14 protein-coding genes and 1 pseudogene are annotated in these 22,618 nt (G+C 72.0%); 6 read left to right on the top strand and 9 right to left on the bottom strand.

Annotation, left to right across the window (positions count from 1 at the left end):
• Positions 1–6: 6 nt before the first annotated feature.
• A complete protein-coding gene (locus tag GXP76_RS10710) occupies positions 7–3,804 on the bottom strand; it encodes a BTAD domain-containing putative transcriptional regulator (protein WP_242571228.1) in 3,798 nt (1,265 codons plus the stop codon).
• 181 nt (positions 3,805–3,985) lie between these two features.
• On the opposite strand from GXP76_RS10710, the pseudogene GXP76_RS10705 reads away from it, so the two are divergent.
• Positions 3,986–6,413: pseudogene (locus tag GXP76_RS10705) on the top strand (beta-L-arabinofuranosidase domain-containing protein).
• Positions 6,414–6,529: 116 nt separating this feature from the next.
• Here the strand turns inward: GXP76_RS10705 and GXP76_RS10700 are convergent.
• Entirely contained in the window at positions 6,530–6,679 is a 150-nt protein-coding gene (locus GXP76_RS10700) for a hypothetical protein (RefSeq protein ID WP_167756268.1), read from the bottom strand.
• Between the two features lie 197 nt (positions 6,680–6,876).
• Here GXP76_RS10700 and GXP76_RS10695 point away from each other — a divergent pair, with 197 nt between their 5' ends.
• Together GXP76_RS10695 and GXP76_RS10690 are read left to right on the top strand one after the other, a co-directional pair.
• Positions 6,877–7,359 carry an NUDIX domain-containing protein gene (locus GXP76_RS10695; protein WP_242571227.1) on the top strand — a complete coding sequence of 161 codons (483 nt, stop codon included), beginning with the start codon at positions 6,877–6,879 and terminating at the stop codon, positions 7,357–7,359.
• Between the two features lie 33 nt (positions 7,360–7,392).
• Complete coding sequence (locus GXP76_RS10690) at positions 7,393–8,226, top strand: glycoside hydrolase family 75 protein (protein ID WP_242571226.1); 834 nt, start codon at positions 7,393–7,395, stop codon at positions 8,224–8,226.
• Between the two features lie 146 nt (positions 8,227–8,372).
• Here GXP76_RS10690 and GXP76_RS10685 read toward each other — a convergent pair whose 3' ends face one another.
• Positions 8,373–9,896 (bottom strand): amino acid permease, encoded by a 1,524-nt coding sequence (locus tag GXP76_RS10685; protein ID WP_242571225.1) that lies wholly within the window; start codon positions 9,894–9,896, stop codon positions 8,373–8,375.
• 87 nt (positions 9,897–9,983) lie between these two features.
• Positions 9,984–10,982: a hypothetical protein gene (locus tag GXP76_RS10680; RefSeq protein ID WP_242571224.1), complete on the bottom strand. Its 999-nt coding sequence runs from the start codon at positions 10,980–10,982 to the stop codon at positions 9,984–9,986.
• 258 nt (positions 10,983–11,240) lie between these two features.
• Between GXP76_RS10680 and GXP76_RS10675 the strand changes: the two genes are divergently transcribed.
• Genes GXP76_RS10675 through GXP76_RS10665 form a run of 3 tightly spaced genes read left to right on the top strand, consistent with a single transcriptional unit; the run spans position 11,241 to position 15,540 of the window.
• Positions 11,241–12,746, top strand: a complete 1,506-nt coding sequence (locus GXP76_RS10675; RefSeq protein WP_242571223.1) for an FGGY family carbohydrate kinase — start codon at positions 11,241–11,243, stop codon at positions 12,744–12,746.
• A complete protein-coding gene (locus tag GXP76_RS10670; RefSeq protein WP_242571222.1) occupies positions 12,743–14,212 on the top strand; it encodes an NAD(P)/FAD-dependent oxidoreductase in 1,470 nt (489 codons plus the stop codon). The genes GXP76_RS10675 and GXP76_RS10670 overlap by 4 nt, the downstream gene beginning before the upstream one ends.
• Entirely contained in the window at positions 14,209–15,540 is a 1,332-nt protein-coding gene (locus tag GXP76_RS10665) for an FAD-dependent oxidoreductase (protein WP_242571221.1), read from the top strand. Before GXP76_RS10670 ends, GXP76_RS10665 begins: the two co-directional genes overlap by 4 nt.
• 135 nt (positions 15,541–15,675) lie before the next feature.
• Here GXP76_RS10665 and GXP76_RS10660 read toward each other — a convergent pair whose 3' ends face one another.
• Genes GXP76_RS10660 through GXP76_RS10640 form a run of 5 tightly spaced genes read right to left on the bottom strand, consistent with a single transcriptional unit; the run spans position 15,676 to position 22,103 of the window.
• A complete protein-coding gene (locus GXP76_RS10660) occupies positions 15,676–17,163 on the bottom strand; it encodes a mucin-5B (RefSeq protein ID WP_242571220.1) in 1,488 nt (495 codons plus the stop codon).
• Complete coding sequence (locus GXP76_RS10655) at positions 17,163–18,134, bottom strand: substrate-binding domain-containing protein (RefSeq protein WP_242571219.1); 972 nt, start codon at positions 18,132–18,134, stop codon at positions 17,163–17,165. Before GXP76_RS10655 ends, GXP76_RS10660 begins: the two co-directional genes overlap by 1 nt.
• Entirely contained in the window at positions 18,131–19,180 is a 1,050-nt protein-coding gene (locus tag GXP76_RS10650; protein WP_242571218.1) for an ABC transporter permease, read from the bottom strand. Before GXP76_RS10650 ends, GXP76_RS10655 begins: the two co-directional genes overlap by 4 nt.
• The gene (locus GXP76_RS10645) at positions 19,177–20,703 is read right to left on the bottom strand and encodes a sugar ABC transporter ATP-binding protein (protein ID WP_242571217.1); all 1,527 of its coding nucleotides are present in this window, start codon (positions 20,701–20,703) and stop codon (positions 19,177–19,179) included. Before GXP76_RS10645 ends, GXP76_RS10650 begins: the two co-directional genes overlap by 4 nt.
• Entirely contained in the window at positions 20,700–22,103 is a 1,404-nt protein-coding gene (locus tag GXP76_RS10640) for an aldehyde dehydrogenase family protein (protein WP_242571216.1), read from the bottom strand. The genes GXP76_RS10645 and GXP76_RS10640 overlap by 4 nt, the downstream gene beginning before the upstream one ends.
• Between the last annotated feature and the right edge of the window lie 515 nt (positions 22,104–22,618).

The following is a 22,618-nucleotide window of genomic DNA, read 5'->3' as shown; positions in this document are numbered from 1 at the left end:
GGAACATCAGATGAGGGCGGCGGCCTCCCGCACGGAGAGGGCGCCGCCCTCGGCGTACGCGCGCGCCCATGTCCCGTCGTCGAGCACGGCCCGCACCTCGGCCTCGGCACGCCGGGCGATCTCCCGTTCGTAGCCGGCCGGGTAGGGATGGAGGAGGAACTTCTCCGCGAGCCCGGTGTGCCGTCCGTACGCCCCCAACAGCCGTGCCCCGTCGGCGGCTTGACCGGTCCCGGACTTCGCCCAGGCGGCACAGAGGAACTGAACTGTCATCAGCTGAGGCGCCACGAGATGGGCCAGGCTGTCCAACAGGCGCACCGATTCCCGCAGATGGCCCAGGGCCCGCTCGTACGTGCTGTCGAGACAGTCGAGCCAGCCGTGCAGGCCCTCGGTCAGACCCAGCTGGAGGGTGTGCTCACGAAAGCCGGGTTCGTCTTCCAGGGTGGTCAGTTGGTCCCGCGCGAGGGCGGTCCGGCCGGTACGGCCGTATCGGCCGGCGAGCAGCAGGCGGGCCGTGCCGCCGGTGCGTCCCGCCTGGCCGCGGGATTCCTCGACCGCCTCCAGCAGCAGCCGCTCGGCGGCCTCGGCCGCCTCACGGCCGGTGGCGGCCTCCAGCCGTACGGCCGCCAACCGCGCCTTGAACAGCGACACTTGGACGGGCACACCGATGAGCGCACAGCTCTCCATGGCCCGCTCGAAGTCCGCTGCGGCCTCCTCGTAGCGGCCCCGCCGTTCGTACGACTCGCCCCTGGCGGAGAGGGATTCGGCGAGCATCACCAGATCACCGGCCTGCTCGAACAGGGTGACCGCCTCGTCGGCGTCCCGCACCGCCCGGTCCTCGGTGCCGGGCGCGGCCTCGAGCAGTTTCCCGCGCAGGGTCAGCGCGAGGCCGAGGTCCCAGCCCCGGCCGGGCAGAGCCCGGCAGGCGTCCACCAGGGCGTCCAGCGTCTCGCCCATGCTCCGCCACTCACCGGCCAGCAGCCCGGCGAAGAACCACATGACGCCGGGCTGCCGGCAGACCTGGGGCATGCCGGGGCGGTAGGCGGCGACGACCTTGGTCAGCTGTTCGAGCGTGTCGGCGCTGCCCCGGGACCGCGAGGCCTCGTCCGGCGTGCGGCCCGCCTCGTCCTTCTCTCCCCCGCCGCTCGCGAAGCTCACCAGCCGCACACCACGCCTGGCCTCCCACACCTGTTCGACCGACCAGGGCGGCGGGAGGTCGATACTCGGGGCTGCGAGCGGTACGGCGGGCCGGACGGGCGGCGCGAAGGGGTCGGGTCCCAGAGAGGCGACGGCCCCGGACCAGTCGCGGGCGTCGCGCTGATGACCACGCAACTGCCAGAACCAGCTCATGGAGAGCACGAGACACAGCGCGTCCTGTTCGCGGGGCCGCCCGTCCCCGCCGGCGACCGCGGCGCGCAGCGCGGCCCGTACGTTGTCGTGCTCCCGCTCGAACTGCGCGAGCCGGCAGGACTGGCGGGGGCCGCGCAGTTCGGGTTCACCGGCGCGTACGAGTTCGCGGTAGGCGCGCAGATGCCGCAGTTCGACGGCGGTCCGCTCACCCGACTCGTCCAGCCGCCCGGCCGCGTACTCGGCGACGGTCTCCAGCAGCCGGTAGCGCATGCCGTCCGGGCCGCCGGGCACGGCCACGACAAGCGACTTGTCGACAAGAGAGGCGAGTGCGTCGAAGACCGGCACGTCACCACCGGCGCAGACCTCCTCGGCCTCGCTCGGTGCGCAGCCGCCCACGAAGACGGAGAGCCTGCGCAGCACGGCGCGTTCGGACTCGGTCAGCAGCTCCCACGACCAGTCCACGACGGCGCGCAGGGTCTGCTGCCTCGGCAGCACGGTCCTGCTGCCGCTGCCCGCGCCCAGCAGCCGGAAGCGGTCGTCGAGCCGGTCGGCGAGCTGGCGCGGGGTGAACAACCGCAGCCTGGCGGCGGCCAGTTCGACGGCGAGCGGCAGACCGTCGAGCCTGCGGCAGATCTCCTCGCACGCGGCTGTGTCGTCGTCGGTACGGAAGCCGGGCCGGGCGGCCGCGCCGCGCTCACCGAGCAGGCGCAGCGCCGCCGGCCGGCCCAGCGGTCCGACTCCGTACAGGAACTCACCGCGCACCCCCAGCGGCTCGCGGCTGGTGGCGAGGACGGTCACGTGGGGGCAGCGGGTGAGAACGGTCTCGGCGAGTCCGGCGGCGGCACCGATCACCTGCTCGCAGTTGTCCAGCACGATCAACAGCCGGCGGGACCCGCAGTGTTCGACGAGCCCGGCGAGCGGTCCGGCCGCGGCGCCCTCCGCGCCACCGGGACCCCGCACCGCCGTCTCACGCCCCCCGAGTGCGGTCAGTACGGCCTCGGGAACGTCACCCGGCTCCCGTAGGGAGGCGAGCTCGGCGACCCACACCCCGTCCGGCCACACAGCACCGCCGCGCGCCGCGCTCTCGGCGGCCTCGAAGGCGAGCCGAGTCTTTCCGGCGCCCCCGGGCCCGGTGAGCGTGGTCAGCCGACGCGCCGACAACTGCTCTTCGAGCGTGCGGAGTTCGTCCTCACGCCCGACGAAGGAGGTGAGCCGGGCAGGAAGATTCCCGGGCCCGGGGGCTGCGCGGGGCGCGTCCGGGCGCCAGGTGGCGGCCACCTCACGGGAGGCCGCCACCACACCCTGCCCCGCACCGTCCCGAACGGCGTCTTGCTCCGGGACGAACGCGTCGCCGTCCCGGGCGGCCGGCGCCTCGCGCGAGTACGCGGCAGCCCGCCGGGCACCGTCCGGGCCGTCCGAGAACACCCCGCCCTCACCGCCGGAGGGCGCCACTCCCTCCCGCGTGGCAGCCGCACCGAGCCCCGCCGCATCATCCGAGTCGCCGGAGGGCGCAGCCCGGTTCCGGACATCGTCCCGGCCGGTCCGCGCCTCGCCGAAGGACCTCACCCCGCCGCGCGAAACGTCCTCCCCGCGCGAGTGGGCCACGCCCTCGCCCGGACGGGCCGGCTCGCGCGAGCGCACCCCGCCGTCCCTGGCGCCCCGCGACTCGGCAAGGCCCCCGGTCCCGTCGCCCGTCAGGGCATCGGCGTCCGTCTCGTCGTCCGAGAGGAGTGTCGCGTGGAGGAGTCGCAGCTCCCTGCCCGGGCCCGTGCCCAGGCGGTCGGCCAGCAGGGTGCGGATCTCGTCGTACGCCTGGAGGGCTTCCGCCCGGCGTCCCGCCGAGCGGAGCGCGCCGATCCAGGTCGCCTGCAAGGGCTCGTCCAGCGGTGCTTCGGCGGCGAGTGCGGCGAGTCCCGGCAGGGCACGTTCGGGCCGGCCGAGGCGGACATCGGCTGTCAGGCGGTTGCGGCGCGCCTCGGCGCGGCGCTGACGCGCGCGTACGGCCAGGGGGTCGCTCTCGCGGCCCGGCAGATCCGCGAGCGCCTCGCCGCGCCACAGTGCCAGCGCCTCGTCCAGCAGGGCCGCCGCGCGGGCGCCGTCGCCGCCGTCCAGCGCGAACGCGCCTTCGGTGGCGAGCCGTTCGAAGCGGAACAGGTCGATGTCGTCGCGCTCCACCACCAGCCGGTAGCCGCCCGGCCGGGAGGCGATCGCGGCGCCGCCCAGCGCCTTGCGCAGCCGCCCGATCAGGGCCTGGAGCGCGGCCGACTCGTCGGCGGGGGGCTTGCGGGTGTCGTCGTCCCACACCTGCGCGGCCAGCCGGCCGGCGGTGACCGTACGGCCGCCCCCGGCGGCGAGCGCCGTCAGCAGCGCGCGCATCCTCGCCCCGCTGATCCGCGCCTCGGAGCCGTCCGGCGCGAAGGCCCGGGTGGCGCCGAGTACGTCGTAGCGGTAGGTCACCAGGCCATTGTCCCCGCCCCGCCGGACGGCCGCGTCCTTGGATGTACCGGTGGATGCGGCGCGCCCGGCAGAAGCCGGGGTCAGCTCTCTGGACACGGCTCAGGCGCCGTGCTGTGATGCCAACTGCCGCCGTTTCCAACGTTGTACAGACCTTCGACGATGCTTGTGGACGGGAGACCCAATGACGCTCGACCGACGACATTTCCTCGGCACCGGCGCCCTCGCGATCGGTGGCGCGGGTCTGCTGGGGCCGCTCGCGCCGACAGCCGCGGCCGTCACCCCGGCACGCGGCGGCTGGTACACGCCGAACGCCGCACCGCTCGCCCCGACCGCGTTCCAGAAACTGCCGCTGGGCAGCGTGACCCCGCGCGGCTGGCTGACCGGCCAGTTGCGTCTGCTGCTCGACGGTCTCTTCGGCCGGTACGCCGAGGTCTCGCACTTCCTGCGGTTCGACGAATCGGGCTGGGTGCACCCGGAGAAGGCAGGCTGGGAGGAAGTCACCTACTGGCTGCGCGGTTATGTGGACCTGGCGGCCCTCACCGGCGATCAGGCGGCCCTCGCCACCGCCCGCCGCTGGATCGACGCGATCATCGCCACCCGGCAGCCCGACGGTTTCTTCGGCCCGGCCCGGCTGCGTACGGCCCTGAACGGCGGTCCGGACTTCTGGCCGTATCTGCCGCTGCTCCAGGCGCTGCGCTCGCACGAGGAGTTCACCGGGGACGAGCGCGTCGTGCCGTTCGTCGTGCCGTTCCTGCGCTACATGAACGCGCAGGGCCCCGGCGCCTTCAACTCAAGCTGGGTGTCGAAGCGCTGGGGCGACGGTCTCGACATCGCCTTCTGGCTCTACAACCGCACCGGCGAGTCCTTCCTGCTCGATCTCGCCGACAAGATGCACACCCACGGCGCCGACTGGGTCGACAACTTCCCCGACCTGCACAACGTCAACATCGCCCAGGGCTTCCGTGAGCCGGCCCAGTACGCGCTGCGGTCCGGCTCGGCGGAGCTGACCCGTGCCACGTACCGGAGTTACTCCTCCGTCATGGGCACCTACGGCCAGTTCCCCGGCGGCGGTTTCGCCGGGGACGAGAACTCCCGCCCCGGCTTCGACGACCCCCGCCAGGGCTTCGAGACCTGCGGCACGGTCGAGTTCATGGCCAGCCACGAACTGCTCACCCGGATCACCGGCGACCCGATGTGGGCCGACCGCTGCGAGGAACTGGCCTTCAATCTGCTGCCGGCCGCCACCGACCCGCACGGCCGGGGCATCCACTACATCACCAGCGCCAACGGCGTGGAGCTGGACAACACCACCAAGAACCAGGGCCAGTTCCAGAACGGCTTCGCCATGCAGGCGTACAAGCCGGGCATCGACACCTACCGCTGCTGTCCGCACAACTACGGTATGGGCTGGCCCTACTTCACCGAGGAGCTGTGGGCTGGCCACGCCCGACCGGGGACTCGCGGCGGCGATGTACGCGCCGAGCCAGGTGCGCGCGAAAGTCGCCGACGGCACGGAGATCACCGTCACCGAGGACACCGACTACCCGTTCAAGGAGACCGTCACCCTCACCGTCACCACGCCCCGGCGGGTGACCTTCCCGCTCTGTCTGCGGATCCCCGGCTGGTGCGCGGATCCGCGGCTCACGGTCGCCGGACGGCGCGTGGACGTGCCGGGCGGGCCCCGGTTCTTCAAGGTCACGCGCGAGTGGCGCGACGGCGACCGGGTGACGCTGCGGCTGCCGCAGCGCACCACCGTACGCACGTGGGACGACAACCACGGCTCCGTCAGCGTGGACCACGGACCGCTCACGTACTCACTGAAGATCGGCGAGCGGTACGAACGGTTCGCGGGCACCGAGGACTTCCCCGAACTCTCGGTGCACCCCACCACCCCGTGGAACGTCGGTCTCGCGCCGGACCCGCTCAGAGGACTGCGGTTCACGGCCGACGAGGGACCGCTGGCCGCGAACCCCTTCACCCACGAGGGCTCGCCGGTCCGGATCGCCACGTCGGCGCGCCGTATCGAGGAGTGGGTGGCCGACGACCAGCGTGTCGTCGCTCCCCTCCAGGACAGTCCGGCCCGCAGCACGGCGCCGCCCGAGCCGGTGACGCTGATCCCTATGGGCGCGGCCCGGCTGCGGATCACCGCCTTTCCGACCGCGTCGCCCGGCGGGCGGGCCTGGACGGCGGAGCCGCCGTACCGCCGGATACGGAACAAGCACAGCGGCAAGGTGCTCGGCGTGGACGGGATGTCGCTCGACGCGGGCGGGCGGGTGGTGCAGTTCGACAACACGGGGACGGCGGACCACGCCTGGCAGCTGCCCCCGGTGGGCGGCGGCTGGTTCCTGATCCGCAACGGGAACAGCGGGAAGATCATCGGCGCCGAGGGCAGGTCGACGGCCAACAGCGCACGGATCGTGCAGTTCGAGGACGACGGGAGCGGCGACCACCTCTGGCAACTGGTCGACCGGGGCGAGGGCTGGTCGCTGATCCTGGGCCGGCACAGCGGAAAGGTGCTGGGCGTGGACGGGATGTCGACGGCCAACAGCGCGCAGGTGGTCCAGTTCGAGGACAACGGCACGGACGACCATCTCTGGCGGCTTCTCTGACCGCCCTCCCCTCCGCGGCCGGTGACGGCAACGCGGCCGGCACCCGAGGGCGGGACCCGGCCTCATCATGAGGCCGAGTCCCGCCGTGCGCGCGTAACGCTCCGGGTCAGCGGTGGTCAGCGCCTGCCACCACGCAGCTTGCCGAACAGGCGGCGGGCCTGTTCGCGCTTCCTCGGGTCCGACGAGGCCGCGCGTGCCTGACCGATCACGCGCTGCCCCTGCGGGCTACGGGTGAAGGCCTTGATGCGGTCGATGATTCCGGGCATGCCGTCTCCTGCGCTTCGATGACACCGACGGCCCCGCTGAAGGGCCTCGGACTGCGTCTACCCCCCTAACGCTCCGAGACTCGCATTACGTTCCCATTACTTACTCTTTACCTTGAGGGGCCTGCTTCGAAGCGGTCCGCTGCCCCGCATGCGCTCCCCCGATGGCGGCCCCGCGCCACCCCCCACAGACTGACGTGATGTCAGGGAAGCGAAGCGCGGGACTCCTTCTGTACCGGGTCACGGACGCGGGCACCGAAGTGCTCATCGGACACATGGGCGGCCCGTTCTGGGCGGGGCGCAGCCGGGCCGCGTGGTCGATCCCCAAGGGTGAGTACGGCCCCGACGAGACGCCCGAGGACGCGGCCGACCGGGAGTTCGAGGAGGAGGTGGGCCATCCGCCGCCCGCCGGGGACCGGGAGCCGCTGGGCGAGACCCGCCAGTCGGGCGGAAAGACCGTCACCGTATGGGCCGTCGAGGCGGACTTCGATCCCGCGCTCGCCGTACCCGGTACGTTCACGATGGAGTGGCCGCGCGGGTCGGGCGTCGAGCGGGAGTTCCCGGAGCTCGACCGGCTCGGCTGGTTTCCTCTGGAGGACGCCGTGGAGCTGCTGGTGACGGGGCAACGGATCTTCCTCGGCCGGCTGGCCCTGTTCATAGAGAGCCGCGAGGACCGGCCGTAAGGAGCCTTCGAGCACCCGAAAGGGATCGTCTCCGTGCACCACCGTTCACACCTCTACGCCGCCGTCGGCGCCGTACTGTTCACCGCGTCCGCCCTGCCCGCCTCCGCGCACCCCGCCAGGGCGCTCGACACGACGCATCTGCCGCCACCGCCGGTATCTCCCACCGAGGCTCACGGCCCGCCGGCCGCCGAGGGCCCGCCGACCACCGAGGGCCTGCCTGCCGACGAGGGCCCGCCGGAGTCCGACGGTCCGACGGCCACCGACGGCCCGCCCCGGCTGGAGGGCTCGGTCACCGCGGCGGCGCTGCGGGCGAAGGCCGGGCACTGCTCGCGTGTCTCGAAGGGGCTGTACCGGACGGACCGGGGCAGGCCCGCCGACGTCCCCGTGTGCGGCGGGAAGGGCGCCGTGTTCTGGAAGGCCGACCTGGACGTCGACTGCGACGGTCGGGCCACCGCCCGCTGCAACAGGAGGTCGGATCCCTGGTTCCAGGAGGACACGGCCTTCCGGCAGTCGGACGGCAGGCGGCTGAACGCGGAGGAGCTGCCGTACGTCGTGGTGCCGGCGCCGAGCGGCACCTGGAACCACACCGCGTCCGGCATCCGGGGCGGCGGTGTCGCGGCGGTCGTCCACGAGGACCGGGTGGAGTACGCGGTGGTGGGCGACACCGGGCCGGCCGGGCTCGTCGGGGAGGCGTCGTACGCCGCCGCGCGCTCGCTGGGGATCGATCCCGATCCCGCGCGGGGTGGTGTCCCCTCGGGGGTGACGTACATCCTGTTCAAGGACTCCGAGGTCACGCCGATCGAGAGCCGGTCGTCGGCGGTGAGGCTGGGCAGCGAGCTGGCCAGGAAGTTCCTTCAGGAGGACTGACGGACGCCCTCGGCCCGGGCGGTCCTCAGCAGGAGCACGCACGCCGCAGGCGTCGCACGCGACAGGCGCCCTCTCGTACGGACGTCCCCGGTGCGGAGGCGGAGTCGGCGTCGCCTCCGTACCGAGGACCGGTCGTACGTGTCCGCCTACACGATCCCCTCGGAGATCTCCGACTGCTCCCGGGCACTGCCGTAGGACTGCGGGGTGCTGTACGAGCCCCGCGCCGCGTACCACCAGGCCGTGGCCAGGGCGAGCACGACGGCCAGCGCGATCACCGCGTAGTTCATGGTGTCCGTGGTGACCGGATTCTTCTGCGGCAGACAGAAGATCACGGTGACGATCGCGACCCAGACGACGGCGATCCAGCCGATCGGCTTGCTCCAGCGGCCCAGCGTCCAGGGGCCGGGCTGGAAGCGGTCGCCCGCGCGCAGTTTCAGATAGATGGGAATCGCGTAGGCGGGTGTGATGCCGATGACGTTGATCGCGGTCACGGCGCCGTACGCGGTCGGCGAGTACAGCGACGGCACGGCGAGCAGGCAGGCGAACCCGACCGACAGCCACACGGCGGGCACGGGGGTCTGTGTGCGGCTGCTGACGCGCCGCCACAACGCCGATCCGGGCAGGGCGTTGTCCCGGCTGAAGGCGAACACCATACGGCTGGCGGCGGCCACCTCGGCGTTGCCGCAGAAGAGTTGCGCCATGATCACGACAAGCAGAAGAGCGCTGGCGCCGTTGGTACCCAGGACGTCGATGAAGATCTGCGCGGGCGGCACACCGGCGCCGCTCGTGGCCGCGTAGTCCTGGATGGCGAAGGTCAGACCGGCGAGGAGGGCGAAGCCGGCGATCCAGGAGACCCAGATGGCGCGCACGATGCCGCGTGCGGCGGAGACGGAGGCGTTGGACGTCTCCTCGGAGAGATGTGCCGACGCGTCGTACCCGCAGAACGTGTACTGGGCGAGCAGCAGACCGATCGCGGCCACATAGATCGGGTTCTCCCAGCCGGTCTCGTTGACGAACTGGGTGAAGACGAATTCGGGCGACTGGTGGTTCTTGGGGACGACCGCGAGGATGCCGACGATCAGGGCGACACCGCCGAGGTGCCACCAGACGCTGATCGAGTTCAGCACGCTGACCAGACGGACCCCGAACAGGTTCAGCGTCGCGTGCAGCAGCAGGATGCACATGAAGATGACCATGGTCCAGCCCGGCGTGGGGTCGAAGCCCCACTGGAGGTTGAGGAACGCGCCGGTGAACAGGGCCGCGCCGTAGTCGATTCCGGCGATCGCGCCCAGCAGTCCGAGCAGGTTCAGCCAGCCGGTGTACCAGCCCCACTTACGTCCGCCGAGCCGGTCGGCCATGTAGTAGAGGGCCCCCGAGGTGGGATAGGCGCTGGTCACCTCCGCCAGCGCCATGCCTATGCACAGGACGAAGAGCCCGACGCCCACCCAGCCCCAGAGCATCACGGCGGGACCGCCGGTGATGAGCCCGAAGCCGTACAGGGTCATGCATCCCGAGAGGATCGAGATCACCGAGAAGCTGATGGCGAAGTTGCCGAAGCCGCCCATCCTGCGGGCGAGTACCGGCTGATAACCGAGTTCCCTCAGCCGTTCTTCTTCATCCTGCTGCGGAACTGAATCCGGCTTCGACCAGGCCGGTGGGGAGACGGACACGGAAGTACCTCCGGGTACGGAGAGTTTCGGGGAGAGACAGGGGGAACGAGCGGCGAGGGCGGCGGCGGCAGGGCCGGAGCAGGGGCCCTAGGTGTCCGTCTTCCGCTCACGGGCGGCGGAGAAGCAGCGGGCACGGGCGCGGGCGAACACCTCCTCGACCTGTGCGGAGTCGTTCGGTCTGCGGGCGCGGTAAGACCACGGCAGGGGGGTGTAGTACGGCCCCAGGGCCTCGAACACCCGGGCCGCCTCGGCCAGTTGGAGCGATCCCCACAGGGCGTGCGCCAGATAGTTGAGGTCCAGCAGCGAGTTCTCGGCGGGCACGGACCGGTCGAACCAGATGTGCAGCGCCCGCAGCGCGTCCCTGGTGGCGTCCTCGGTGACCCAGTGCAGATCGAGCGCCTTCTCGTTGCCGCCCTCCCTGCGGTACCTCTCGACCCGTACGAAGAGCGGCAGCGCCTGGAGCGCCGAACCCTCGGGGGCGGAAGACGCCGCCCACTGGACGAAGTTGACCGCCTCGGACAGCGAGCCGTCGGACCTGCGGGCGTACACGAACTGGAGCATCCGGTGGTACGCCTCGCGGTTGCCCGGATCGCGTTTGTCGGCCTCGGCCAGCAGGGCCCACGGACCGGGGAAGAGCATCGGTCCCGGCGGGGGCAGCCGGTTCTCCTCCATCCGCTGCTTGCCGTCGAGTTGGGCGAGCGCGAGCAGACAGACCCAGGGGACGGGGTCGGCCGGGACCAGCCGCGCGGTGGCGCCGCACGCCTCCCACGCCTGCTGCCACAGGTCGGTCGTCCGGGCGTGGTTCTCGCGGTGCGCGCGCAGGGCGCGCTCCACCGCCACACGGGTCCGCATGACGACGGCGGCCTCGCTGTCCGGCTCCTCGGCCAGCCAGGCGTGCACGGTGTCGGAGCCGGCGGCGACGGCGGCGAGCACCTGTGTGCGCTGCGTCCACAGCGCCCAGTCGTGCGTGCCGTCGAGCAGGTCGCGCATCGACAGCCAGCGACCGGCGCGCAATTCCTGGACGGCCGCCCGGAGTTCACTGTCATGACCCGCTGGGTGGTAGAGCGGACGAAAGCGATCGCTCACGGACCCTCCGCCCGATTCTCCCGCAACTCCGCCTCATTCCGGTGTAGTTCACATCCCGGCACCCGAGAATCACGCTACTCAGTGACACTCCGCTGTTACTCGGCGATCAGTGTAGGGGTCAATGCGACGACCTTTGAACACTTTGCTGATCTTAGGCAACCCTGAGTGCATGTCGTGACCTTGACGTCGCAGGCGGGCCGCGTCACCCTTTCGCTCAGTGATCGGACGATCACCGGCCTCCGAACCGAAGAACGTGACATGCCGCCTGCTCAGCACTCCCCCGGCACCGCCGTGGACCCGGCCTCGCGGCCGGTGCTCGCCGTCGATCAGGGCACCTCCGCCACCAAGGCGCTGGTGATCTGCCCGGAACGAGGGGTGATCGGCAGCGGCTCGGCCCCGGCGCCCCCGCGCTACGGCGCCGGCGGACTGGTCGAGGCCGATCCCGCACTCCTGCTCTCCTCGGTGGTCGACGCGGGACGCCTGGCGCTCGCCGATGCCGGTGAACCCGTCGCGGCGGTCGGACTGGCCAACCAGGGGGAGACCGTCCTCGCCTGGGACCCGGACACCGGTGAGCCGCTGACCGACGCGGTCGTCTGGCAGGACCGGCGGGCCGCGTCCGTCTGCGCCGAACTCGCCCCGCACGACGCGATGTTGAGAGAGCTGACCGGTCTGCCGCTGGAGCCGTACTTCGCCGCGCCCAAGATGGCGTGGATCCGCCGGAACCTGACCCGCGAGGGTGTCGTCACGACCTCCGACTCCTGGCTCGTCCACCGGTTGACCGGCGAGTTCGTCACCGACGCCGCGACGGCCGGCCGCACCCAGCTGCTGGACCTCGACACCGCCGAGTGGTCCCCCGCCGCCCTGGACGTCTTCGGGATGAGCGACGAACGGCTGCCCCACGTCGTGGACGCGGCGGGGCGGTTCGGCGTGACGACGGCCTTCGGTGACGACCCCGTCCCGCTGACGGGGCTGCTCGTCGACCAGCAGGCCGCGCTGCTCGCCCAGAACGTGACCGAGCCGGGGACGGCCAAATGCACGTACGGCACGGGGGCGTTCCTCCTCGCGCAGACCGGCGCGCGTCCGCTGCGCAGCGCGACCGGCCTGGTCGGCTGTGTGGCCTGGCGGCTCGGCGGCCGTACCAGCTACTGCCTCGACGGTCAGGTGTACACGGCGGCCTCGGCCGTGCGGTGGCTGAGCGACCTCGGCGTGATCTCCGGCGCCGGCGACCTCGACCGGGTGGGCTCGTCCGTCCCCGACAGCGGGGGCGTCACCTTCGTACCGTCGCTCGCCGGACTCGCCGCGCCGTGGTGGCGCGGTGACGCGAAGGGGTCGATGACCGGGCTCGGTCTGGAGACCGGCTCCGGGCATCTGGTGCGGGCGCTCTGCGAGGGCATCGCCGCCCAGGTCGTCGCGCTCGCGGACGCCGTGGCCGAGGACACCGGCACGCCCCTGGAGGCGCTGCGCGTCGACGGCGGGCTGACCCGCTCGGACCTGCTGATGCAGACCCAGGCCGATCTGCTGCAACTGCCCGTGGAACTCTCCCCGTTGCCCGACGCCACCGCGCTCGGCGTGGGCGCTCTGGCCCGGCTCGGTCTCGACCCCGGTCTGACGGTGGAGCATGCCGCGCCCCGATGGCGTCCCCAGAAGGTCTTCGAGCCCCGGATCGGAGCGGCCGAGGCCGCCGAGCGGCTCGGCGTCTTCCGTACGGAGGTGGACGCGCTCGTCGCCGGACTGCCGGACGCCGGACGGACGGGCGCGGTATGACCGTCACCGTCTCGGGGCCGCTGCCGGACGAGGTGTACGACGTGGTGGTCGTCGGCGCCGGGGTCGTCGGCGCGGCGATCGCCCGTGAACTGGCCCGGTACCCGCTGCGTACCGCCCTCGTCGAGGCGTCCGGCGATGTCGGCGACGGGACGTCGAAGGCCAACACGGCCATCCTGCACACCGGTTTCGACGCGGTGCCCGGATCGCTCGAAGCCCGGCTCGTGCGCGAGGGCCGCGACCGACTCGCCGTGTACGCCGAGGAGTGCGGCATCCCGGTCGAGCCGGTCGGCGCGCTGCTGGTCGCCTGGGACGACGAACAGCTCGCCGCCCTGCCGGCCCTCGCCCGCAAGGCGGCCCGCAACGGATACCGGCGCACCCGGACGGTCTGCGCCGACGAGCTGCGCCGACGCGAACCACATCTGGCACCGGACGCGGTGGGAGCGCTCGACGTCCCCGACGAGAGCGTCATCTGCCCGTGGACGACGACGCTCACGTACGCGACCCAGGCGGTACGCGCCGGGGTCGACCTGCACCTCAACTGCCGTGTGCGCGACGTGGGCGAGGGCTCGCGGCGCTCCGCGCACCGGCTCGCCACCACACGCGGTCCGCTGCGCACCCGGTGGCTGGTCAACGCGGCGGGCCTGTACGCCGACGAGTTCGACCGGCTGCTCGGTCACACCGACTTCTCGGTCACGCCCCGGCGCGGTCAGCTGGTGGTCTTCGACAAGCTCGCGCGTGAGCTGGTCTCGCACATCCTGCTGCCCGTTCCCACGGCGCTCGGCAAGGGCGTCCTGGTCGCGCCGACCGTGTACGGCAACGTGATGCTCGGCCCGACCGCCGAGGACCTGGACGACAAGCGCGCCACCGGTTCCACCGCCGAAGGACTCGCCTTCCTCATGGAGAAGGGCGGACGGATCATGCCGGACCTCCTCGAAGAGGAGGTGACCGCCGTGTACGCGGGGCTGCGCGCGGCCACCGAACACGACGACTACATGATCCGCTCGCACCCCGGACAGCGGTACGTCACCGTGGGCGGGATCCGGTCGACCGGGCTGACGGCGTCGATGGCGATCGCCGCCCATGTCGTGGAGCTGCTGACGGAGGCCGGGGCCCGGCCGGGGACGGCGGCCGACCTCGTACCGGTGACGATGCCCAACCTCGGTGAGGCGTTTCCCCGTCCGTACCAACGCGCCGGACTGATCGAGGCCGATCCCGCGTACGGGGCGATCGTGTGCCACTGCGAGCGGGTTTCGCGGGGCGAGATCCGTGACGCGCTCGCCGGTGACATCCCGCCGTCCTCGCCGGAGGGGCTGCGCCGGCGGACCCGGGCGCTGGGCGGCCGGTGCCAGGGGTTCTACTGCGGGGCGGCGGTGCGCGCCCTGTTCGACGCACCCGCGCACGGTGCGTCCGCACCCGTCTCGTCGTCGCCCGGCACGCCGTCGTCCGGCAGGGAGGCCGCACGGTGAACAGCGAACAGCCCCCTGCCGCGACCGGCCGCGCGCCGGGCCGCCGCGAACGTGCCGTCGACGTCCTCGTGGTCGGCGCGGGCCCGGCCGGTCTGGCGCTGGCGTCCCGGCTGGCCGCCACCGGCTCCGCCGGAGTCGAGGTCGTCGACCGGGAGGACGAGCCCGGCGGTGTCCCCCGCCACTGCTTCCACTCCGCGTTCGGCCTGCGTGATCTCGGTCGGCCCATGACCGGTCCGGCGTACGCGCTGCACTGGGCGGACGCGGCGGTCCGCGCGGGAGCGACCCTGCGTACGGGCGTCACGGTCACCGGGTGGAGCGACACGGCGGGGCAGGCGGCCGGCCCGCTCGGTGTCGAGGTGACGAGCCCGGCCGGTCTTGAGCGGATCACGGCGCGCGCCGTCGTCCTGGCCACCGGTGCGCGCGAACGCCCGCGCAGCGCGCGGCTGGTGCCGGGCACCCGGCCCGCCGGGGTGTTCACGACGGGTGAGCTGCTGCGGACGGTGCGCGGACGGCGCCAGCCGGTCGGCAGGCGCGCGGTCGTCGTGGGCGCCGAGTCCGTCAGCTACTCCGCCGTACGGACGCTGCGGGAGGCCGGTGTCGAGGTGGCGGCCATGGTCACGGAACTGCCGTACCACCAGGCCGGCCCCGTCACGGCTCTCGACGCCAGGCTGCGGCGCGGCGTCCCGCTCCTCGTCGGCGCGTGGGTGGGCGAACTGCTCGGCCGGGGGCGCCTGTCGGGGGTGGCGCTGCGGCACCGGGACGGCCGGAGCACGACCGTCGCCTGCGACACGGTGGTGTTCACCGGCGACTGGATCCCGGACCACGAGCTGGCCCGCCGGGGCGGTGTCACGCTCGACCGCGCCACCCGGGGCCCGGCCGTGGACGGCTCGTTCCGCACGGACCGGGCCGGGGTCTTCGCCGTCGGCAATGTGCTGCACGCGGTCGAGTCCGCGGGCACGGCCGCGCGCGAGGGTCTGCTGGCGGCCGGACCCGTACTGCGGCATCTGCGGGTCGGCGCGCGGCCGGCCGCGTGGGTGCCCGTCGAGACCGACGCGCCCCTGCTGTGGATCGCGCCCAACCGCATCGATCCGGCGGATCCGCGGGTGGCCACGGGCGGCTTCACCCTCCGTACGGAGAGCAGGCTCGGCCCGTGGTCGTCGCTGGTGGTCAGCCGGGGCGGGAGGGTGCTGCACCGGCGGCGTCTTCCGTGGGGCGCGGTGCCGAACCGGACGCTGCGGCTGTCCGCCGACTGGACCGGGGACGCCTGTACCGGGGACGCCTGGGCGGGATCCGGCGGCGAGCCCGTACGGATCTCCGTGGAGCGGTGACCTCCCCCGGAAAGGAGGCGGCCCCACCGGCAGGGGGTGGACCGGTGGGGCCGTTGGAACACTGCGGCGGGGGATGCCGCAGGCTCGGGTCGAAGAGGCATGTGCCCCCTCACCCGCGGATTACTCCTTACCGCATCAGTTCTTCTTTCCCCTGGGGACGAACATCTTGATGTCCGTCAGGCTCGCGCTGCCCTCGTACACGTTCGTGTAGAGGTCTCCGATGACGAAGGAGTCGGGGTAGGCCGATCCGGCGGGCCACTGGTCGGGCCAGGTGGAGCTGCCGTTGTGGTCGTTCTGCACGAGGGTGTTGTTGTAACGCCCGTCGTACTCGCCCGGCTTGACGTTGTAGTGCCAGATCGGCTTGTCGTCGACGATGAACGGCCGGTGGAAGCGCAGTGTCCGCTGACCGGCGCGGGCGAAGTTGCCGCTGGCCTCCAGCGTGTAGCCGGTGGCGTCACGCTCGATGGCGAACGTGTAGTCCTGGTTTGGCATCAGCTCCGGCTGGAGCTCGGCCGCGGACGAGAGCTGCTGCTCGGCGACCCCGTCCGAGCAACTGGTCATGAACCACTGCGAGTTGCCCGCGAGACCGCCCTTGCCGGGGGTCCAGTTGGGCAGTCCGCTGATCCACATGTTGACCGTGTTGAAGCTGCTGTCCTTGTAGTCGTAGTACGTGTCGGCGGCGGAGTCGCAGACCCGGCCGCCGGTGCCCGTGCCGACCCGGTCGGGGTGCTGGGAGAAGGAGTCCATCAGCACCTTGCGGCGGTAGTGCCAGAAGTGGTTGTTGCGGGGCGCGGGGTCGGCGAAGTCCACGATCGACAGGAAGTGGAAGCCGTTGTACCCGTACTTGCCGGCCCGGACGTCCTGCCACTCGCAGTACGGCGCCGACGCGTCACCCTCCCAGCCGGGGCTGTTCGAGCCCTCGCCCCAGGGGTGCTGGGTCTTGCAGCCGTCCTTGCTGTACCCGTTGGTGCGGTTGTCGTAGTCGATGGTGCCGCCCCGCTTGCCGCCGAAGTCGAGTGTCTTGAGCTTGTACTCGATGCGGTACTGGTCCGGCAGGGACTTCGTGGGCCGGAAGATGGCGCCGCCGGTGTGGTCGGGGACCTTCAGCTGGGCGACGGTCTTGCCGGCCGCCCTGCCGTTGGTGATGGACGGCGGCTTCTCGATCCGGCCGTCCTTGTTCCAGTCGCGGGCGGAGAGCGACGCGGTGAGCCAGCCGCCGTCACCGACCTTGAACTCCTTGCGGTAGGTGGAGAAGGAGTCGAAGGCGGTGTTCCACGCGGGCCCGTAGTCGTTGGCGTACCACTTGCCGTTGTCTTCCATGATGGTGTCGAACGGCCGGCTGTACGTCTCACGGGTCCAGGGTGTGCCCGCGGGGTCGAGCGGCTTGGCGAAGTTCTCCGAGTGGAGCAGTCTCCAGGCCGGTGCCTTGGGGGCCTTGGGGGGCTTGTCCGCCGCCGTCGCCGTCCCGTCGTCCGGGGCCGCGTTCGCGGACCCGAGCGAGAGCGGGAGGACGAGGGCGCCGCAGAGCAGCGCCGTCAGGGCGTACGCGCGCTTCTTCCGCGGCAGTGACCGGGCGCGGCCGGTGCCGCCTCTCGGTGGGGGAATCGTCGGGGTGCGGCTCATCAGAAGTTGCCCTCCGGGTCGTAGTACTTCTCCGCGTTCTCCTTGGTGACGCGCGGCGAGGGCACGACCGTGTCCTTCTCGGGCTTCTCGCCGTCGAGGATCTCCACGGTCCTGTCCAGGCCGAGACTGCCGATCACATCGGCGTCGTTGAGGCCGGTGACCAGGTAGTTGGTCCCGTCGAGGATCGCCTTCAGCGCCTCGGCCTGGCCGTCGACGCCCGCCAGCACGATCTTGTCGGCGCGGTCGGCGTCCTTGACGGCGCGCTGGGCGCCCAGGCACATGGCGTCGTTCTCGCAGAAGACGGCGTCGATGTCGTCGTGGGCGGCGAGCAGGCTCTCCATGACGGTCAGTCCGCCGTCGGAGCTCCAGTTGCCGTAGTCGGGGGCCTCGACCAGTTCGATGCCCGACGCGTTCTCCAGGGCTCCCTTCACCCCGTCCGTCCGGGCCTTGCCGATGCTGTTGTCGGCGGGTCCGCCCTTGATCAGGGCGACCTTTCCGCCGTCGGGAAGCCGCTCGACGAGGAATTCGCCGTTCTGCTTGCCGATCGCCTCGTTGTCGGGGCCGACCCAGCTCGCGTACTCCCCGGTCCGGAACTTCCGGTCGACCAGGACCGCGGGCTTGCCCGCCGCCTTCAGGGAGTTGAGCACGGCGGGCGCGGACTCCAGGGGCCCGCCGGAGATGATGACGGCGTCGACGTCCTTGCTCAGCAGGTCCTCCACGTTGGAGGCGAGCTTCGCCGCGTCGCCGCCCGCGTCCGTACTGAGGATCTCGACGTCCTTCTTCTTGGCCTGGGCCTTGATGGCCTTGTCCATACCGTTGAAGTAGGGGCCGCCGAGGGTGAAGTTGGCGACGCCGACGGTGTACGAGCCGTCGCCCTTCCCACCGTCGCTCCCGGAGCCATAGGAACAGCCGGTGAGAGCCGCGGTGAGGACTCCGGCCACCAGCACACCGGTCGCTCGTTTCGTGATCATGGACTTGCCTTTCCGGGATTCGGATCGTTCACGGCCGCGTTGCGGAACCGGCCGGTGCGCTGGACGAGGATGACGGCGACGATGATCAGGCCCTTGAGCACCTGCTGCCAGAAGCTCTGTACGTCGTAGAGGTTGAGCAGGTTGTTGATCAGGGCGAGCACGAGGACACCGGCGAACGTGGCCCGTACGGAGCCCTTTCCGCCGGCGAGACTGGCCCCGCCGATGACGCAGGCGGCGATCGCGTCGAGTTCGAACGCGGTGCCGACGCTGGGCTGGGCGATGCCGACCCGGCTGGCGAGGATGACGCCGGCGAGTCCCGCGCAGGCGCCGGAGATGGTGTAGGCGAGGACGATGTGGCGCCGTACGCCGATGCCCGCGAGCCGTACGGTCTCCGCGCTGCCGCCGATCGCGACCAGTGAGCGGCCGGCCGGGGTGCGGCTGAGGAAGACGCCGCCGACGAGGAAGACCGCGAGCATGATGAGGGTGGAGACGGGCAGCGGGCCGATCACCGCCGAACCGAGTTCGAAGAAGCCCGGCTTCTCGGGCGCGACGGGTGTCTCGGAGTAGACGAAGGCGAGACCTCTGATGGTGGTGAGCGCGGCGAGTGTGACCACGAACGGCGCCAGTTGGAAGCGCGCCACCAGTGCGCCGTTGACGAGTCCGAAACCGATGCCGGACGCGACGCCGACCGCCATGGCGACCGGCACGGGCAGTCCGGAGGAGAGCCCGGCGGCGACGATGCCGGAGAACGCGACGACCGAGCCGACGGAGAGGTCGATGCCTCCGGTGAGGATCACGGCGAGCATGCCGTAGGCGAGCAGGCCGGTGGTGACCATCTGCTTGAGCAGATTGGTGAGGTTGCCCTCGGTCAGGAATGCCTCGGTGGTGGAGCCGGCCACCACGACGAAGACGACCAGAAGCGCGGCGAGCCCGGTCTCGACGGTGATGTCGTGGCCGGCGACGGTGAGCCGGGGCAGCCGGACCCCCCGTGGCGGCGGAGGTCCGGGTTCGCCGGGCCCGGTGGTCCTGGTGAGCTGTTCGGTCATGCTGCGTGTCCGATCGCGTGGGCGAGGACCGTGTCCTCGGTCGTACCTTCCGAAGCCAGTTCCGCGGTGATCCGCCCCTCGTGCATCACCAGCACCCGGTCGGTGGCGCCGAGCACCTCCGTGAGGTCGGAGGAGATCAGCAGGATGGCCATGCCGTCGCGGGCGAGCCGGTCGAGCATCCGGTAGATCTCGGCGCGGGTGGCCATGTCGACACCGCGGGTGGGTTCGTCGAGCAGCAGGACGCGGGGCCCGGTGAGGAGCCACTTGGCGAGGACGGCCTTCTGCTGGTTGCCGCCGCTGAGCGTGCGGACGGGCAGCTTCGCGCAGTGCGCGGGCCTGATGTCGAGCCGGTCGACCATGGCGACGACGTCGTGGCGGCGTCGCGCGGTGTCGAGCAGCGGGCCCCGTGTGGTGGTGCGCAGGGTGGTGAGTCCGATGTTGTCGGCGGTGCTGAGTCCGAGTACGAGTCCGGTGCGCTTGCGGTCCTCGGTGACGAGCGCGAGGCCGGCGGCGATGGCCTCGCGGGGGCTGCGGAACCGTACGGTGTCGCTGTCGCCGCCCGGTGCGCGGACGGTGCCGGTCCTCGCGGGCTCGGCGCCGAAGACACAGCGGGCCAGTTCGCTGCGGCCGGAGCCGACGAGCCCGAAGAGGCCGGTGATCTCGCCCGCGCGCAGGGAGAAGGAGACGTCGCCGAACTCCCCGGTGCGGCCGAGTCCGGAGACGTCGAGCAGTGTGTCGCCCTCGGTGGTGCGGCGGGCCGGGTAGAGCTGTCCGGCGGGCCGGCCCGCCATCAGCCGGATGAGTTCGTTCTCGTCGGTGCGGTCGGGGGTCGTCTCGGCGACCACTCTGCCGTCCTTGATCACCACGATGGACGTGGCCAGTTCGGTGACCTCGGCGAGCCGGTGCGAGACGTAGACGATCAGGACACCGCGTTCCTGGAGGCGGCGGATGAGCGCGAACAGTGCTTCGAGGTCGCTGCCTGCGAGGACGGCCGACGGCTCGTCGAGGACCAGCACCCTGGGCTCGGCGCCCCCGCTGACGAGGGCCTTGGCTATCTCGACCATCTGCTGCCGGGCCACGGTGAGGCGGCCCGCCCTGGTCCGGGGGTCGATGGCGCCGTAGCCGATGCCCTCCAGCAGGGCGCGGGCCCGCCGGTGCGCGGCCTTCCAGTCGATGAGGCCGCCGAGGCGCCGGGGAAAGTGGCCCATGAGGAGGTTCTCGGTGACGGACAGCTCGGGCACCAGGGTCAGTTCCTGGTGGACGGTGCGGATGCCATGGGTGTGGGCGTCGTGGGGCGAGCGCAACTCGGCCTTCGCGCCGTCGAGCAGGAGTTCTCCGGCGCTCATCCGTTCGGCGCCCGCGAGGATCTTGATGAGGGTGGATTTGCCGGCCCCGTTGGCGCCGACGACGGCGAGCACCTCACCGGCGTGGCCGGTGAGATCCACCCCGTGCAGCACCCGGGTGGGCCCGTACGACTTGTGCACCCCGCTCATCCGCAGGACCGGACGGGTCCGTGTGCTCACCCGAAGGCCCCCATCACGATGACCGTCTTCTGCCGGGTGAACTCCAGGGCGGTGTCGTGCAGTCCCTCGGCCGAGCCACCGGTGTCCTTCGGCCCGCCGAAGGGCAGGTTCTCGGCGCGCAGCGCGGTCGATCCGTTGATGACGACGCCGCCGACCTCAAGCCGTCCGGCGAGGGTGAAGGCGCGCTGGATGTCTCGGGTGAAGACGGCCGCCTGGAGGCCGTACGGGGACGAGTTGGCCATCCGTACGGCGTCGAGCGGGTCGGTGAACCGGGCCACGGGGGCGACGGGGCCGAAGATCTCGTCGGCGAACGCGGGGCTGTCCTCGGGCACGCCGACGAGGACGGCGGGGTCGTAGAAGGCGCCCCGGCGGGCGCCGCCGGCCACCTTCCGCGCGCTGTCGGCGACGAGCGCGGCGACCGCCGACTCGACGCGCTCGGCGGCCTGCTCACTGATCAGCGGACCGACGTCGTTGCCGTCCGCCAACTGGTCCCCGACGCTGAGCGCGGTCGCGCCCGCCAGCAGTGCGTCGACGAAGCTGTCGTGCACGCCGTCCTGGACGTAGACGCGTTTGACGGCGCAGCAGATCTGGCCGTTGCCGCGGGCGAGCCTGCCGAGGACGACGGCCTCGGCCGCGGCCTCGACGTCCGCGTCGTCACAGACGATCAGGGCGTCGTTGCCACCGAGTTCGAGGTGGACCTTCTTCAGGGTGTCTGCGGCGCGGCGGGCGATCTCGCGGCCGGCGGTGGTGCTGCCGGTGAGGCTGACGGCGGCGGCGCCGGGGCGCGAGGCGAGTTCCTGGGAGACGCCCACGCCGCCGGTGATCATCTGGTGGGCGCCTTCGGGCGCGCCCGCGCGCTCGACGAGTTCGCCGATCCGCAGCACGGCGAGCGGACAGCGCGCGGGCGGGTGGACGAGGACGGCGTTGCCTGCGGCGAGGGCGGCCGCCGCCTTGTGGGCGTACAGCTCGACCGGGTAGTTGAACGGCACCAGCGCGGCGACCGGACCGAGCGGCTCGCGGACCGTGACGGCGAGGTGCTTCTCCAGGCCGGGCACGGCGTCGAGCGGGATCTGCCGGCCGAAGAGGCGGGTGGCCTCCCCGGCGAAACCGCGGAAGATCCTGATGGCCGCGCGGACTTCCTCGGTCGTCTGGAAGACGGGCTTGCCGTTCTCGGCGGCGAGCAGCCGCGCCAGGTCGCCGGCCTCGGCCTCGATCAGATCGGCAATGGTGAGCAGCAGCCGGGCGCGGGCGTGCGCGGGCATCGCGGCCATCGCCCGCTGGCCGTGCGCCGCGGCGGCGAGGGCGAAGGTGACGCGCTGCGGTCCTGAGTCCTCGATCTCACCCAGCAGTTCGCCGGTTCCCGGATTGCGTACGGACAGCGGTGCGGTTCGGGTGGGCATGCGGAGCTACTCCCTGGTGCAGGGCTCGGCAGAGGAATGTTCGGCACTTCGAACAATTGGGGGCGATGCTGACGCACGCTCAGCAATTCGTCAACACATCTAACAAAATAAGAAAGTGCTTTCGGACGTGCCTCCGGGACGGTCCGGGCATGGCCGCCGAGCGCGGTGGACAGCGGCGCTTCCCCGTCCGGTGAACGGTGGATGAGCGGATTCCGGACGGCGCGGGAGGGGCGGGAGAACGTTTGCGGTTGCGAGTGATCCCTGTGCGGTGATGGGCGCCGGCCGTTGCGGCCTCGTTCATACGCGGGCCACGCCGGGTGCCCAGCATCAGGAGGAGGCCGGGGCCTCACCCCGGCGTCCTTGCTGTCGCGACGTACGCACTCGGGGAGAGCGCACCATGTCACGCATCCGCTCCGCGGTCACCGCTGTCGACCGCCGTTCCTTCCTCGCCGCCGCCGGCGCCGTGGGCCTCTCCACCGGGATCGGCCTGGCGGTCGGTACGGGTGGCGGCCCCG

Source organism: Streptomyces sp. NP-1717, from assembly GCF_022695985.1.
In the GTDB taxonomy this organism is placed as follows: domain Bacteria; phylum Actinomycetota; class Actinomycetes; order Streptomycetales; family Streptomycetaceae; genus Streptomyces.
This window is presented reverse-complemented; position numbering and strand designations above follow the sequence as displayed.

Excerpts from the sequence above, each read along its gene's own strand:
- GXP76_RS10700 (WP_167756268.1), bottom strand. The coding sequence starts at position 6,679 with ATGCCCGGAATCATCGACCGCATCAAGGCCTTCACCCGTAGCCCGCAG.
- GXP76_RS10695 (WP_242571227.1), top strand. The coding sequence starts at position 6,877 with ATGTCAGGGAAGCGAAGCGCGGGACTCCTTCTGTACCGGGTCACGGAC.
- GXP76_RS10675 (WP_242571223.1), top strand. The coding sequence starts at position 11,241 with ATGCCGCCTGCTCAGCACTCCCCCGGCACCGCCGTGGACCCGGCCTCG.
- GXP76_RS10670 (WP_242571222.1), top strand. The coding sequence starts at position 12,743 with ATGACCGTCACCGTCTCGGGGCCGCTGCCGGACGAGGTGTACGACGTG.
- GXP76_RS10660 (WP_242571220.1), bottom strand. The coding sequence starts at position 17,163 with ATGAGCCGCACCCCGACGATTCCCCCACCGAGAGGCGGCACCGGCCGC.
- GXP76_RS10655 (WP_242571219.1), bottom strand. The coding sequence starts at position 18,134 with ATGATCACGAAACGAGCGACCGGTGTGCTGGTGGCCGGAGTCCTCACC.
- GXP76_RS10650 (WP_242571218.1), bottom strand. The coding sequence starts at position 19,180 with ATGACCGAACAGCTCACCAGGACCACCGGGCCCGGCGAACCCGGACCT.
- GXP76_RS10640 (WP_242571216.1), bottom strand. The coding sequence starts at position 22,103 with ATGCCCACCCGAACCGCACCGCTGTCCGTACGCAATCCGGGAACCGGC.